Origin of the sequence: Flavonifractor sp. An91 (assembly GCF_002159225.1) — a bacterium.
Taxonomy (GTDB): domain Bacteria; phylum Bacillota; class Clostridia; order Oscillospirales; family Oscillospiraceae; genus Flavonifractor; species Flavonifractor avicola.
Map to the genome: position 1 here is coordinate 1 of NZ_NFHA01000048.1, position 14,953 is coordinate 14,953.

Here is a 14,953-nt window from a genome sequence, read left to right on the forward strand (position 1 = left end):
TCCTCCAAGGGGTTGCGGTTCTTTTTTATTCGACACCATTTGTCCTTACTCACTATATACCGCTAAAGCTCGGCAAATATTTCTCTTCGTATGCACTCACCGCACGGTGGGTGCATTTTTTGTTTGTCGAAAAATGGCGGCCTCTGCTCAGCGTCCGGTATGTCCGGTCGCTCCATTGCCGCGACCCACCGCTCCGAAATTTGGTTCGCATCCAAATTTCAGAAGACGGAGTAAATCACCATGTACTTTAATAGAGAGGACTATGGTTCAAGGATCAGGAGCTTGCGAAAAAAGCGTGGGCTCACACAGGAGCAGTTGGCAGAGAAGATGAATGTCAGCACTCCATACATCGCAAAAATCGAAACTGGAAAGCAAACTGGCCCAGTCGAGCTGGCCGTAGAGTTTGCAGCATTCTTTGATGTTTCTCTGGATTATCTCCTGGTGGGAAAAGGAGATTTTGCAGAGGAACAGAAGCGTGGACTGCGAATGGCCATCGCTCTACTGTCCGAATTGGAGGCATCCCTCTAAAAACTTTCCATTTTGGGTTGGTAAACTTTCCATTCTGTTTCTGTTGGAAGAATACGCTCGGAGTTACAATCTTCGTGAGATCAAAACATCTCAGCGAACCTTGAAAAACACCGCCCCAGACGGTCATATCCGGCAACTTGAATACCTTAGCTGATCGGGAGAGCGTCAGGCCGAGTGCGCGAAGACCACCTGTGCGGAGCAAATCCGCATCAAAGGACGGCCAAATAAGGTGCAGAGCGATACCCACTCAGGCCAAGGCAGCCTTGGCAAGCTGTCCCCGCCATGACCCCGTCAGCCTACAATGATACTTCTGCTTACGCAGCTCGGAGAGATCCTCGGAGGGGTGAGAGTCCCATGATGTGCGCCAGCACAGTTTAAGTTGCCGCCCTGCCTGGGGAAGTATGCTGAGCTGATGGGAATTCTGAGAGCAGCGCGTAGACAGACTTCATATGCAGGGTTGGCGCTAAGGTTTCGAGTTCGGGGAAAAGGATGGTAACAAGCCTTGAAACAGAAGATTTAAGTTTCGCCCGTTCTCGGACTTTATCGAACCTGTACCTTGTTAGTGACTTTAACTCTTCGTTATGATACAATGTATTTGAGTATCGTCAATTACTCCAAGACGAGGGATGTGTACGTCGCCTATCGGAAGTCCGGTTACTCTAAAAAGTTTTTGGAGGAACACGAGGCAGACATCATCATCCATAAGGCTGCGAAAAAGGCTTTTGATGAAATAGGAGTGAAGAAGCTCCCGACTGTCAAGAGCCTGCAAGTGGAATTTGCCGAACAGCCCACAGCGAAAAAAGAAGCGTATGCCGAACTCAAAAAAGTTCGTGATGAGCTGAGAGACCTTACCGTACACACGGCAAATTACGAAGAATTGCGTGATCTTGAGGAACGAGAGAAGCGCAAAGAGAAAGAGCACGGTCGAGAATGACCGTGCTCAAAACAGCGTCGGAACGATGCGTAGCCGCAGATGAAATCTGCGTTAAGGGGGTTCGGGGATGTTTCCCAGACAAGCGGTTTATAAGCTCCTGCTTCGGCAGGGGCTTATAAATTTTGCACGAGTGGGTACCGCCGTGCCCTGCTTGCCAAGTATGTTTCATCATACGCCTTAATTGCGCAAGTCGCCAAATTTGATATCACAAATCCGCTTGAAATAATCACAATTACGGTAGAGATCATCAAAAGTTCCATGCGCCAGTAACTTACCACTATCCATAACAAGAATTTCGTCGTATTCCTTTATGAGTTTTCCAGAAAAATTATGGGAAACAAAAATAACTGTTTTATCACTATAGTCCAAAATCATCTTTTCAATTTCATACGCAGTCTCAATGTCCAAAGTTGAAACGACTTCATCAAATATCAAAATGCTTACTGAATCGAAAAGGCTTCTAGCTATTTCAATTCTTCTTTGTTCGCCGCTAGATATATTGACTCCTCCATCTACTATTTCACGATCAAGGTCCACATTAACTTTTGCATTTGCAACAGCTTTTTCAAACTGTATAGGATTGTCCGTCCTGGAAAGAGTAATGTTATCACGAACCAAGCCTGAAAACAGGGAAACATTTTCGTTAAGATATGATACGATACGTGATAATTCATGATTACCGATACTTGAAAGCGGCCTGCCCCCAATGTAAATTTGGCCACCTGTTTGCTGGATTTGCTTTTTCAATGCTTTGAACATTGTACTTTTACCAGCACCGTTTTTACCTACAATCAGATACTTTTTCCCTGACTTGAACGTAAATGAAAAGTGATCTACGATATGCTTTCCTTCAACTTCTATGGTTAGATCCTCAAAAAGAACTGTAGGATGCTGTTCAAAAGCATCTGTGCCACTTGAGCGATCCTGTTCAGGAATACCCGGAGCAGTTTGACTGAGTTCATCTATTTTCTTGACGATTTTTTTGACAGAGCGAATGGAGTTTAGACTGAAAACTATGTCTTGCAAAGGTGCAGCCAAATCACTTGCAAAAGAACGAGCAGCAATTACTGTGCCAACAAGTATATCTCCACGAATTACATAAATTAAGCCAAGACCAACTCCCATAAATTGCATAAACCAAGAGAGCATACTGCCTACATTATTAGCTAAAGACATAACCGCATCCACTTCAAATTTTGCATCTTCGCTATCGGAGTTTGCAGCATGAAACTTATCTGCTATGGATTGTTCAATGGAGTAATTCTTTATGGTTGAGTAAGCCCCAAAGTATTCTTTCAGTTTCTGTGTGAAATGAGAAAGTTTTACTGAATACTTTAAGTTCTTGGTGGACAGGGTATTTGCAAAAGCAACTGGCACAAACATTGTAACGAATCCAAATGCTAAGATGGCAAGTGCAAGTTTTGTATTTAGAATAACGAATGACATGCCCAAAATTACAAGCGAGAACAAGCCACCGATCAAACCAAACAACCCATCGAAATATTTTTGTTCTAATATTGTAATGTCATTTACAAATACAGATAAATATTCGCCGCTACTTGCACGTTCCCTCATATTTGCAGTATTCAGCTGTAGCATATTAAGGAACACATCATGTTTGATGTTTTCTTTCGCATTGCATACAAAGCGAGCTTTGACTACACCAGAAGTATAAGTTACAAATCGTTTTGATAGCCATACCGCAAATCCAATGATTAAGAGGCGAAGAATTAACACCTTCTCTGTGCCAACAGTTGCCGAATTAAACAAATCTTGTTGCCAAAAATTCAACCAGGCGTTGATGGAAGGCTCGGCTATCATTAAAAGCACTATAGCAACTATGTACCACTTGTTTTTAATTAAATATCTGAACATTGTCTTTATTTGTGTTTTACGAGTTCATACGCATATCCGGTATGAGTCTCTACCAAAATTGCCAAATTAGAATCCAAATAACACAGGTTGAGTTCAAGTCCAATACCTTCGATCACGAGAATACCATTATCTTTGATTGTATAAGAGCTATCCAGATATGGAGTGGTATTTCCATCTCGAAAATCTTTTACTGTTGTTCCATCAAAAATCATCTGCTCGCTACCGGCAAAATCTTTTCCGTGCAGAATAACATCCCAAGTGCCAACCAGAAGATTCCAATCAAAATTCTGATAGTTGATACCATCTCCCGTGCTACGAACAAGTGCATATTCGGTAAGATTAGAATCATACAATGCTAAATAGTTATCAGTTATTTGATCCGCTTTGTATTCGATTCCAAGATCGGTCAGCTTCAGCGAGCCTGTGGAATACTCAAATTTGCTTGTAATACTCGGAGTGTCGTTCCCATTCTTATAGCCATTCACCGTGCCATCGTTGAACACTAGATACTGCTCGTCAGTCATGGGCACACCGTAGTTAAATAACTTCCAAGTTCCATCAAGCTCAAAGTCAGTTGCCGCCGGTTCCACGTCTTTAGTAAAAACCAAAAAGATAGATGCAGCAACGATTGCCAGCACAATAATAATCGAACCAATTAAGATATAAAGTTTGTTTTTCATGTTTACCTCCAATTACATAAACCATAGAATTAAGAACAACAAAGAGAAACTCAGAACGCCTATCAGCGTAATTAAGAAATAACCCTTTCCTAGCATTCTGATCGTTTGCAAAAAGGAATTATCACGTTTCATTCCACCGGAGTCCCTTGGATACGTTTTTCTTTTAGAATCCTGCAAACAGTGCAGACGGATACTATAAGTGCAATAAACGAAACAACCCCGATCGTCATGGGAAGGATAATTCTTCTGTTCATATTTTCGTACCCCCTTTCATATAAGCATTAATGATTCTTCACACAGCCCAGCAGAGTATTCAATTGATTCTTTTCTAATGTTGGGCAGAAATATGTGCTCCAAAAGGTAGCAGAGCGATTTTAGCAAATTTAAAAAATTGTAATCCAAATGGTATGCCAATAATGGTGATGCACCACATCACCCCAAGCGTACAAGATACAACTGCCAGTTCCCATCCAAAAAACAATATCCAAATTACATTAAGTAAAAAGCTTCCTACGTTGTTAGAAAAAACTACATCTCTACCAAATGGCCAGAACACGAATGAGGCAAATTTAAAGCACTGTAACCCATAACTTTTTATAACTGACCCTCACTATATTCACCTCACAAACATCGGGGCACCGTATTCTTCGCCATATATTATACCACAAAAAGCGTTTTCTACAATGAGAAACGCAAAATTCATCTTGTATTGTTAAAATAAATTTCGACTTCTTGAATTAAAATCGTGATATAATATTATGTGAGGCGTTTTTGCGGTTATTACTTATCCATATTCGTCTCGCAATTTGCAAAGCAAAAACGCTTTATCTCGGATAAAAGCTCCGAAACAACTATGCAAATACGTCAATTTGGTTTATTTTACGCAGAAAGCGTAAAATTCTGTAATATCCTGTCGAATACAGCGTAAGCCTTTGGGTTAGTGAAGCCGCCTTTTCGCCTATACTATAAGCTCAAGCACCATGGCGAACCAATCCTTACGGAGATGACCACTTCGCTCCAAGCCATCCGCAACCGCCGGATGCTCTGGAGCCTGGATGTCATTGAACTCAACAAGCAAATATCAGATCTTACCAGTCAGAATCAAATGTTGGCCACACTGAAACAACAGGGCCTCATTGATCCTGACATTTTTATATCCCAGAACAATGAGTTGACCGAGCAGCTCCGCGCTGTAAAGCTGAAAAAGGAGCGTCTTCTGGCCGTCGATGGCGACAGCACCATCGCCCAAACAAGAGAGCTGATGGAAATCTTGAATGATGGCCCGGACTTCCTTGACAGCTTTGACGCAGAGCTGTTCGGTGAGCTCGTTGAAACGATCATCGTGGAAAGCAATGAGCGAATCCGCTTCCGCCTGAAAAACGGGCTGGAGCTGGCTGAAACCATAGAAAGGACGGTGCGCTGATGGGCAATCGGAAGCAGCCGTTTGGCTATAGGGTGGTTATGGGCGAAATTGCCCTCCATCCGCAGGAATCAAAGCTGGTATCATCGTACACCTCGAGACAGAAACCGCATCCTGCGATTCCTGTCCGGTCTGCCGGATCATTGGGAGCTTACCGTGGCCGGACAGAAATTCCACCTGGTTCACGGCTGTCCCGGCGACGATCATGATACTCGCATCTGGGGCCGGATTGAAAAAGCGAGCGTTACACCTTATGCAGATACGATCTGTATCGTGGGCCATACGCCCACCATATTTCTCACCGGCAGGCCGGATGAAGACCTGTCCATCTGGCACGGAGATGGGATCATCGACATCGACTGCGGCTGTGGGAATCTGAAAGCCCCAAACCGCCGTTTGGCCTGTCTGAGGCTGGAGGATATGGCAGAATTCTATGTAGGCGGAGCTGAAGTGGCCCGCTTGTAATTCAGAATCATAAAAAACGCAGGCAGCGCCAGTTCAAGCGCTGCCTGCGTTTTTTATATATGAGTTTTGCTTCTCTTATTGGTTGACAGCTTCCACAAAACGGGCCAGCACAGCGGCTACCTCCACACGAGTGGCCGTGCCCTGAGGATTCAGCATTCCGGAGCCGGTACCGGTAATGATACCGGTATCCACCGCCCAGGTCATGGCCTGAGCCGCCCAGCTGCTGACAGAAGTGCTGTCAGGATAGTCGCTCAAGCCGCCCTCAACCGCCGGGCTGCCCGCAAACCGCCACAGCATGGTGATCAGCTGCTCGCGGGACAGCGCACTGTCCAGAGCAGTGCCATCGGACACACCGTTCTCCACGGCCCACTGAGCACCGGTCTCATACCAGCTATCCCCGTCAGAGGTATCCACACCGGCATAGCGCGCCAGTACGGTAACGATCATTGCCCGGGTCATATGCTCTTCCGGACTGAAGGTGGTCTCGCCGGTACCAAGGAAGAGCTGGCGGCTGGTAACAAAAGCCACGGTATCAGCACCCCAGTGGGTATCAGGTACATCGGTAAAGTCCATGCTGTTGTCTACGATCTTCACGGTATCACCGTCAGCCAGGGTAACAACCACGCCGGTTTCGGTGGTCAAAGTGGTTTTGATTATTTCCTCGGTGCCGTCGGCTTTCATCAGCACAGCCACGGTACCGGCAGTTACATCGGCCACAGGAATCTCCACCTTGGCAGTGGTGCCAGCGGGCAGATCCAGGGTGATGGAAGCTGCATCCGCACTGTCGTCGGCTGCGGCAACCGCCGGCATGGGCAGCGCCACAGTCTCGCCCGCCTCAGCGGCCTCATTCACCACAGCGGCAGGCAGTTTAACCTGAGCCTCCACCTTACCGTTTTTATCCGTGGTCACCACAGAAGATGCACCATTGGGGGCCTTGGTGGTCTGGGTCATGGAGCCGTCCGGCCGGGTCACAGTGGTAGTGGTGGAGCCATCAGGATTGGTCGTGGTCTCCGTCTTATTGCCAGAGGAACCAGAGCCGGAGGAGCCGCCCTCATCAGGATAATCCGGCAGCTGGGTCAGGGGCAGTTCAGCAGCCACGCAATCAGCAGGCTCAAAGTCCGTATACAGCCCCTTCACCGTACTGACCAGCAGCTGATAGATCGGATTATCTCCGCTCTGTGCCTCCAGTCCAGCCACAATCTGAGCGGTGGATTCGTCCATTTTTTCATCACCGGCGTAGTGGGCTGCAAAGGCGCCAGCCAGCAGAGACTTGACGGTAATGCCGCTATCAGGAACCAGCTCGGTGTTGGCCAGCTGCTGCGCCAGAGCCGTTGCCTGCTCATAGGTCAGTTCAGGATTCTGCTGCATCAGCACGGCGGGCAGCATGGTTTCTACCAGGCCCTCCATGCCGCTGATCAGGAATTCGCCAGCGTACGCAGGGAAGTTATCAATGCCCTCCACCTCGGTAATATGATCGGTGCTGTAGGAGAACTTCTCCTCACCCAGGGTCACATACCGGATGGGACAGGGGCTGGTAACCAGAGAGCCGGTCTCCACGTCGTAGAGCACATTGCCCTGCTCGGTGGTGGTCATGGACACGTCCTGGGAGTGGAAGTGTCCGGTAAATACCAGATTCATGCCGGCATCGGCCAGGGTGTCGGCTACGGTCTCATAGTCCTTCACCAGATACTGGGAGAACATGGTGGGCTGAATGGAGGTGTGGGGCACCAGGCCATGGTGCATCATACCAATGGGCCGGCGGCCGTCCCGGATGGCGTCCTGGATCTGCTCCAGCACCCAGTCCAGCGTCTCCTCGTCCAGTTCGCCCGCGGTCTCCTGGTTGGGATTCTCCTTGTCGTCGTTATAGATGCCGCTGTCCATGACGATGAGGCGGTAGTCGTCGCCCAGATCGACGGCGTAGGACAGGGAGTTGTTGTCCTGGGCCACAGCTTCATCATAGCCGAACTGGGCATAGATGCTGCGGAAATCATCGGTGTCGATGGTATCCACCTGCTCGGTCGCATCATCCACAAACTTTACCGCGTTGGCGTTGGAGATATCGTGGTTGCCGTTGATGACAAAGACCTGGATTCCGGTTTCTTCCTCAAAGGCCGCCAGCTTTTCCGCCAGCAGCTCGTGGTTAACTTTCTCACCATCCTTGGTCAGGTCACCGGGGATAAGCAGATACTCGGCATCGCCCTGAGCGATCTTGTCCAGAGCCGCATCCAGGATGACCTCACTCTCCACCAGCATCTTGCGGTCAGCAGCCAGATATGCCTCAAATGCCGCGCCCGTGCTGCCCAGAACATCAGCATCATACAGATGGTCATCGGAGATCACGGCAACTTTCAGATCATCCGGTTGGGGCTGCACTTCCGTGCCGGAAGTGAGCTCATATACCGCCACAGTACCGGACACCTCGCAGGCGGTCAGCAGCAGGGCCTTCCCCGTAGGGCTGTTTCCGGCGGGAATGAAAGCGAAGCCCTCGGGGGCTACGTCTCCGCCGGTCACAAACTTGTCGTCGTCCTGGGAACCGGGGACGGTGAAGGTGAAGTCCCGGGAGTTGATGTAGTTCACATAAGAGACATTGGCGGGATCGGTAACGTCATAGACCATCACGCCGCCGGTGCGCTCCAGGGCGATGAAGGCATAGATCTTGCCGTCCACGGTGCCCACGGTGACGCTCTCCGCCTCGGGGCCCTTCTTGCCGGAGCGGTCATCCACTTCCGCGTTGTCGTTGGAGCAGTTGAAGTAGCCAGGCAGATACTGGGCGGTGAGGGACTCGAAGTCGTCGCCGCTGATGTAGACCTCCTGGATGCCGGAATCGGTGACCTCATAGAGGGTGAAGGAGCGGCCGCCAAAGAGGTAGTCCTTCTGACTGTTCAGGCCGTCGTAATCCTCAGCAAGGAAAAATACTACCTTGCCAGTGAGGCCGGAGTTGTCGGCGGTGATAGCGCCGGTAGGAGAGGTGTCGCCGTCCTTGAAGTTGCGCTCGTCCTCGTTGAGGTAGTCCCCCCACTCCCGGCTGTCGCCCTCGTTGGCGGTGAGCAGGTAGGTCTTGCCGTCCTTCTCAAAGGCGGCGATGCCGTCGGGCATCCGAATGCCCATCAGGCTCTCGTAGGTCTTGGGGCCGTAAGCTCCATCCTTCTTGTCGATATCCACGGGGGTGGTGCTGTAATCCTCAAAACCGGCGGAGTAGATGCCGGTAAAGGTCTTGGAGGTCAGGTCCAGCACAGCGATGGCGTTGGCCTCCTGGATGGTCACATAGGCATTGCCGCCGGAGACAGCGATGTACTCGGGCTCCAGGTCCACGGAGGGAGCGGTGTCCTTCTTCAGGACGATACCGTCGGACACCAGCTGGTCCCGCTGGGCATCAAAGGCGTCAAAGGTCACCACTGTGGCGGTGCCGGCAGCCACGTCCACCACGCTGACCGAGCCCTTGGGGTCGGCGATATCCTGACCATAGCCCTGCCGGGGCTCGCCCTCGTCGGCAGTGAGGACGGTGTTGTTGTCGGCGAAGGTCACCATGTCAGGCTGCACGCCCACAGTGACCAGCTTCTGAAGGGTCAGGGAACCGTCGGCGTTGCAGGTGAAGAGGGCTACCCGGCCGTTGTCGGCATAACCCTCAGCCTGGAGCGCAGTGGCCAGCACTTTGCCGTCGGGGGAGACGGCCACAGAGGTCATATCGCCGTAGGCAAAGTTCTCATCCGCGGCCTCTACCAGGGCCTTCACATCAATGTCGTTGCCGTCCAGCAGGTCCACGGTATCCTTCTCCTCCAGGGTCTTGAGGGCGATGGCGGTGAGCAGGCCGGACTGGCCGTTGACGGCATAGGCCCAACCGTTGACGGTGTTGTAGGAGACGATCTCCATCACGCCGCCATCCACGTTGAATTCACCGGCTTCATAACCTGCGACCTTAGTCAGGTCCAGGCTGACAGAACCATTTTCCTCACCCGTGGCCTCATAAACTAGTTTGCCAGTATCCGTATACTGGCTCCCGTCCACCTTCTCCAATATTGCCAGCTGCTGCGACTGGTCCGTTTCTGCCGCAAAGGCCGAGGCAATCCCTACTGTCTGCGTCGCCATCAGCAGCGACAGCGCCAGAGAACCCCATCGTTTGACATTAAGCTTCATCTTCATTCTCCTTCTGCCGGGTCCAGGTTCCTAACCGGTGCAGTTGCCCAGTTCACTACAGCGTACAAATCAAAAACAAACGAGCCGAAACACCGACTCGTCTGCCAATTTGCTTTGCTGCCCTTGCGGACCTCTTTTGACTTCCGCGGTCTGTGCAATATATTTTTTATCGCGCAGTTGAATGTTTAGCACCGGTCCCTCCGTTTATCTATACACATCCCGTTAAGCTCCTGTAAAGCTTGTGTAAGGCGTTCCTGTTCCGGTCAGCTGACATAAAAAACAACATCCGACCCTGACACGCTCCCCTGTCAGGGCCGGATGTTATTTCATAGGTTTCTTGTGGTTATGTATGCTCTATAACAGTAGTATAGATGCCGTTTTCCCGTTGGGTGAGCACCGTTTTCATGCCCCAGTCGGTGACACTGCACTGCTCCCCCACCCGGTTCAGGGTAAAGTAGGCCATCCCGCCCCGGCGGCAGGCCTCGTCAGTCTGGGCCGAGATATAATTTCCCAGTGAGTAGTACACCAGCGTCCTCTGCCCGCTCGCTCCGGTCACCCACTCGTAAGGTTGCAGCACATGGGGATGGGTACCCAGCACCACATCAGCGCCGCAGTCGGCAAAAACCTGCGCCCAGTAGCGTTGAGTCTCGTCGGGTTCCGCCGCATACTCAGTGCCCCAATGGACGAATACCAGCACAAAGTCCGCCGCCTCTGCCGCAGCTGTCAGGTCCCGGCGCACCAGGTCCTCATCCTCCAGAGTATGGAGCACATAGGGCGCCTCCTCCGGCAGCGCGTGGCCATTGGTCATCTGAGTATAACTGAGCACGGCACAGGTGATGCCCTGCCGCTCCAGCAGCTGGTAGGGCTGATAGCTGCCATCCTCCACCGGTTGGATACCGGGACAGAGTATCCCGGCCTTCCGATAGAGATTTGCCGTCAGATCGATGGCATCGGTCCCCTTGTCCAGGGCATGGTTGCTGGCGCAACTCACGATATCGAAGCCAGCACGAATTACCGCCTCGCCCACCTCTACCGGTGTACCGAAGGTAGGATAATCGCTGTAGTCCTGGCGCTGGTCCACATAGATGGTCTCCTGATGAAGGCAGGTCACATCATACCGGGCCAGTTCCTCCGCCACCCCGGTAAACAGGTGGTCAAAATTGCCGTCCAGCTTTCGCAGAGCATAGTCGTAGATAGGGCGATGGATCAGATTTTCCCCCAGAGCAGCCACGGTAAGCTCTGCCGTTTCCGGCCGCTCCGGCAGGGTGCTGAGTCCCCAGGAGATCCAGTCCCAGGCACTTACCCGACCGGATCGCTCCTCCAGGGTCAGACGGTTTTCCGGCGTAAAGGACCAGCTCTTCACCTCCACCCCAAGGTCAGAGGCCATCCAGATGGGTTTGGCGGTCTCCCCGGTCCAGTCGTAGATGAAGATGTGCTGGGACCAAACCTGCTCCTCCGTCTCCTCCTCCCAGAAAGGACGGCTCTGCCCATAGCGGCCCTGCCGCCAGCACAGGAGCATCAGTTCCCGCCGTCCGTCGTGGTCGATATCACACCAAAGCACATCCTGAACCGGCTCGTCCGGTTCCGACTGCCAGACCTTTTCATCTCCGCTCCACAAAGCTACCCGCCGGTTCTCCAGGGTAATACGCTCCGGCTCGCCCCAGGCAGGTTCTCCGGCCAGATCAGCTGTATGCCAGACCACCCACTCCGGCGGGTCGTCTTCTTGGGCAGCCCACCAAAGGCCGATTACCAGCAGACAGGCGCCAACTGCCAGCGCAGCCAGGAGCCCCCGTCTCACCATGAATTGCTCCGATAGCTTTCTGTCCAGGTGGGCTTGACCAGGCTGTCTCTGCCCTCCCAGTTATAGTTGCCGTCGGGGCCAACCCACTCGCCGATCATCTGCCGCCACTGGGTATCGGTCAGGCGCTGCTCCATCGGCCAGGTAAATTGATAGAAGTCGTACACTGCACCGGAGGCCAGCCGCAGGGTCCCGTCCACGGGCACCACCACCACGATCTCCTGAGGCATGGCGTTTGCAATTTGTAGCACCGTACCATTGGGATCGGTAGCAATATCGGTCACCAGCGAGGCGGGGATCTCCTGGGTCTCCAGGTAGTCGCTCTCCGCTTTGTCCTTGACCGCCTCGATCCAGAAGTGCTCCAGATTGCCGCCATAGGTGCGGATCAGCTCATACTCCTCGTCGGTCAGGGTCTCGTTCCGCAGTTCCTTTTCCGAAATGGTCTGGAGCTGCTTGGCCAGCTGCGCCAGGCGGAACAGGTTCTCCTTATCCTCATCATTGATGAGCCCGTACTTGTCCAGCCCCTCGGCAGTCTGCTGGGCCAGCAGATAGAACCGGCGGAATACCTCCGGCTCCGGCTCCACATAACCCCGGTCATCCACTTCTTCGATATAATCGCCGCCCATCTCTGCCATGACCTGCTTGGCATAGAGGACGGTATCATGCTTGAGCTCGGTAAAGCTGCCTGCAAAGGTCTCCAGGCTCTTTTGCTGCCAGGCCTGGCTGGTCATAAAGGAGGGGTACCCCTCCCCCTTTTCCTCCAACAGAGGCATCAGGGTATACAGCCAGCTGGAGTAGAGGCTGGCGTTCCATGCGGACTCCGGAGCCTGGGCAATGGTGCTCCGGAGCCGGTCCATGTTTTCCGTAAAGCCCGGATATTGGGTAGCACCCTGCTGGCTCAGCAGATCCAGAGCCAAATCAGAGCCCATAGCCGCCGGCACATCCAACACGTCGGGCAGCATCCGTTTGTCTCCGCCAGCTGTCTCCTTCACCTGGCTGTACACCAGCTTCTGCATGATGGCAGCGTCAATGGTGAAGCGCTGACCCATGAAACGGAAACCCTTGTTCAGCTCCTGGATATCCTCCGTTCCGTCCCAAACTGGCACAGAGTTGATGGCCGGCGGGTCCATAGTCTCAATGGCGGCTACAAAAGTATCAAAAGCCTTATCGCTGCCCGGCAGATCGACCGCTGCCGGAAGGCCACCGTAAGCCGTTTCAATGGCGGGCCTATAGTCATAGTAGCTCAGATCGTCGCTGGCTCCCGCAAAGAAGGAGGTGACTGTGTAGATCATCTCCCAGTCAGACTGATTGCCGTCAGCCATGGCCAAATTCATGAGCAGTGCGCTGCGGCTCATGTCCTCGTCCTTCTGGCCAAAGTTCACCTGTCCATACCACATCATAGCACGGAAGTACTGCTCCAGCACCTGGTCGCCCTCGTAGTATCCCCGGGGGATGAACTGAGTGTAGTCCATAAAAGTCTCACTGATCCCGCAGGTATCAATGCCGGCAGCGGCGTTGATCCGGTCTACCTCCGCCTCTGCCAGATCAGCAGCGTAATCAGGGATCTGGACCGACGGGTCCTGCAGCACGGCTGCCACCGCGAAGAAGGCCACGTTGCGGCGGGCAGCCTCCTCCCATTCGCTGCCCTCAAGGGCATCATACTGTGCCATACTGCTCTCCAGCATTCCCTTGCTCAGATTAAGCAGACCGTCAGCCAGGTAATTCTTTTCCGTCCGGCTGAGCAGCAGGCTGAAATACAGGTGATAGGTATGCATCATGGAATCCACGGTTACAAAGTTAGGAACCAGGTTGTACCGGTTGCTCTCGTACACCTCAAAGAACTCGTGACCATAGCTGTTGGTCACCACAAAGAGGTTCTCCTCCAGCTTGCTCATCGCATCGTCGGACAGATAGAACTGGTCCGTGTTCATCACATTGGTCAGCCCCGGCGCCACGGTATAGGCCGGTACTGATGGGGTTATCTGGGCCTCCTCTGCCCCGGCAAAGTTCAGCAGCTGAATGCGGGAGATAGATTGGACCGGGCCAACATTTTGAGTCTGCTCTTCAGGCATGGGAAATAGCTCTTCCATGGAGTCAGACAGTTTCTTACTGCATCCGGCCAGTAAACCAGTGGAGGCCATCAGCAGCGCGCCGGCGGTCAGAGCCGCTGTGACCCGCGCCGCTCTGTTGCGCCGCCGGCGGCCAGGTTCTGTGCGATTCCCGTTCATGGAAACTCCTCCTCATTTAATGGTTATGGAATCATCTTCCTGTCCTCTACGAGGTCAGTATACCATACTCCTTTCTTTCAGAAAAGGAAGAAATCCTCCATTCTCATCAAAGGCGCCGCCCTCTTTGCCATACCCCTATTCCATTTTTCATATCCCTGTCAGCCTTTCATTCCGCTGTGCGCCAGTTCGTTTCTCTCCGTCCTGTAAAACAGTTTTTTGTTTCGTCTATTTTGACTACAGATAATCAGAGCTAGAACATTTAGGCTGAAACAAATTTACAGAATCATTCATTTTCTCAATTTTATGCACAAAATTGTCGAAAAACCTCAAAAAATGCAAATTACAGATGAGCTTTCCCGAACACCGGGACGTCATATATATTACAATTATGTTGATTTATGTAAGTCAAACTGGTATAATATGGTGGACGGTGTAGCCAATTAATTGGGCATTTTATATCATCCGCTTTGATGATGAGACAAAATTTCTATTTTGTCTACAGTGAAGGAGGTTGATATGAAGAAGTACGATATGTGCGTATGTCATGTGTGTAGAGAGGGGGGGAGTGTACTCTGCTCAAACAGTGGGATTCCATCCTTAACGGATTGATTGCACCTGAGCAAACGAGATACGGCTGCCCCATAAATGTGGGCAGTCTATCAAACGACACCATTGTCCAGCGACACCGTCTTTACCCAGGTACGCGGAGGCGTACGTGCACAAAATTTAGGAGGGAAAGCAGATGAAACAGATCACCCGGCATATTCTGAGCTTAGGCCCTGTTTGAAAAATGTGTAGTTTTGTTCTAAAACAACAAGATAGCAATAGCGGCAAGGTAGACGAAGGCCAGAAAAGAGGCATCCAATTTGTCATATCTGGTAGCAACTCTCC

Annotated in this window: 10 protein-coding genes and 2 pseudogenes; 4 read left to right on the forward strand and 8 right to left on the reverse strand. The window is 51.6% G+C overall.

Features of this window, described 5'->3' with window-relative positions; translation table 11 throughout:
* The first annotated feature begins 240 nt into the window (after window positions 1-240).
* The gene (locus B5G42_RS16185) at window positions 241-528 is read left to right on the forward strand and encodes a helix-turn-helix domain-containing protein (protein ID WP_087272585.1); all 288 of its coding nucleotides are present in this window, start codon (window positions 241-243) and stop codon (window positions 526-528) included.
* 404 nt (window positions 529-932) lie between these two features.
* On the opposite strand, the pseudogene B5G42_RS18795 reads toward B5G42_RS16185, so the two are convergent.
* Window positions 933-1,130, reverse strand: a pseudogene (locus B5G42_RS18795) (IS110 family transposase); the annotation flags it as partial.
* A gap of 68 nt (window positions 1,131-1,198) precedes the next feature.
* On the opposite strand from B5G42_RS18795, the gene B5G42_RS16195 reads away from it, so the two are divergent.
* Complete coding sequence (locus B5G42_RS16195; protein WP_206406202.1) at window positions 1,199-1,462, forward strand: hypothetical protein; 264 nt, start codon at window positions 1,199-1,201, stop codon at window positions 1,460-1,462.
* Window positions 1,463-1,639: 177 nt separating this feature from the next.
* On the opposite strand, the gene B5G42_RS16200 is transcribed toward B5G42_RS16195, so the two are convergent.
* From B5G42_RS16200 to B5G42_RS18945, 3 genes are all read right to left on the reverse strand, one after another.
* Complete coding sequence (locus B5G42_RS16200; protein ID WP_087272591.1) at window positions 1,640-3,337, reverse strand: ATP-binding cassette domain-containing protein; 1,698 nt, start codon at window positions 3,335-3,337, stop codon at window positions 1,640-1,642.
* A 5-nt stretch (window positions 3,338-3,342) separates the two neighbouring features.
* Entirely contained in the window at window positions 3,343-4,017 is a 675-nt protein-coding gene (locus B5G42_RS16205) for a hypothetical protein (RefSeq protein WP_087272594.1), read from the reverse strand.
* Window positions 4,018-4,345: 328 nt separating this feature from the next.
* Window positions 4,346-4,573: a YccF domain-containing protein gene (locus B5G42_RS18945; protein WP_343286711.1), complete on the reverse strand. Its 228-nt coding sequence runs from the start codon at window positions 4,571-4,573 to the stop codon at window positions 4,346-4,348.
* Between the two features lie 447 nt (window positions 4,574-5,020).
* Here B5G42_RS18945 and B5G42_RS16215 point away from each other — a divergent pair, with 447 nt between their 5' ends.
* A complete protein-coding gene (locus B5G42_RS16215) occupies window positions 5,021-5,440 on the forward strand; it encodes a hypothetical protein (RefSeq protein ID WP_242961262.1) in 420 nt (139 codons plus the stop codon).
* Between the two features lie 153 nt (window positions 5,441-5,593).
* Window positions 5,594-5,902, forward strand: coding sequence for a hypothetical protein (locus tag B5G42_RS16220; protein ID WP_140399875.1), 309 nt, complete (start codon window positions 5,594-5,596; stop codon window positions 5,900-5,902).
* 75 nt (window positions 5,903-5,977) lie between these two features.
* Here B5G42_RS16220 and B5G42_RS16225 read toward each other — a convergent pair whose 3' ends face one another.
* The 4 genes and pseudogenes from B5G42_RS16225 to B5G42_RS18005 all read right to left on the reverse strand — a co-directional run.
* On the reverse strand, window positions 5,978-10,036 hold the full coding sequence (locus tag B5G42_RS16225; RefSeq protein WP_087272600.1) for a choice-of-anchor I family protein: 4,059 nt from the start codon (window positions 10,034-10,036) through the stop codon (window positions 5,978-5,980).
* Window positions 10,037-10,379: 343 nt separating this feature from the next.
* Window positions 10,380-11,837 (reverse strand): CapA family protein, encoded by a 1,458-nt coding sequence (locus B5G42_RS16230; protein ID WP_087272603.1) that lies wholly within the window; start codon window positions 11,835-11,837, stop codon window positions 10,380-10,382.
* Complete coding sequence (locus B5G42_RS16235) at window positions 11,831-14,062, reverse strand: DUF3160 domain-containing protein (protein ID WP_087272606.1); 2,232 nt, start codon at window positions 14,060-14,062, stop codon at window positions 11,831-11,833. Before B5G42_RS16235 ends, B5G42_RS16230 begins: the two co-directional genes overlap by 7 nt.
* An 805-nt stretch (window positions 14,063-14,867) precedes the next feature.
* Window positions 14,868-14,953: pseudogene (locus tag B5G42_RS18005) on the reverse strand (IS5/IS1182 family transposase); the annotation flags it as partial.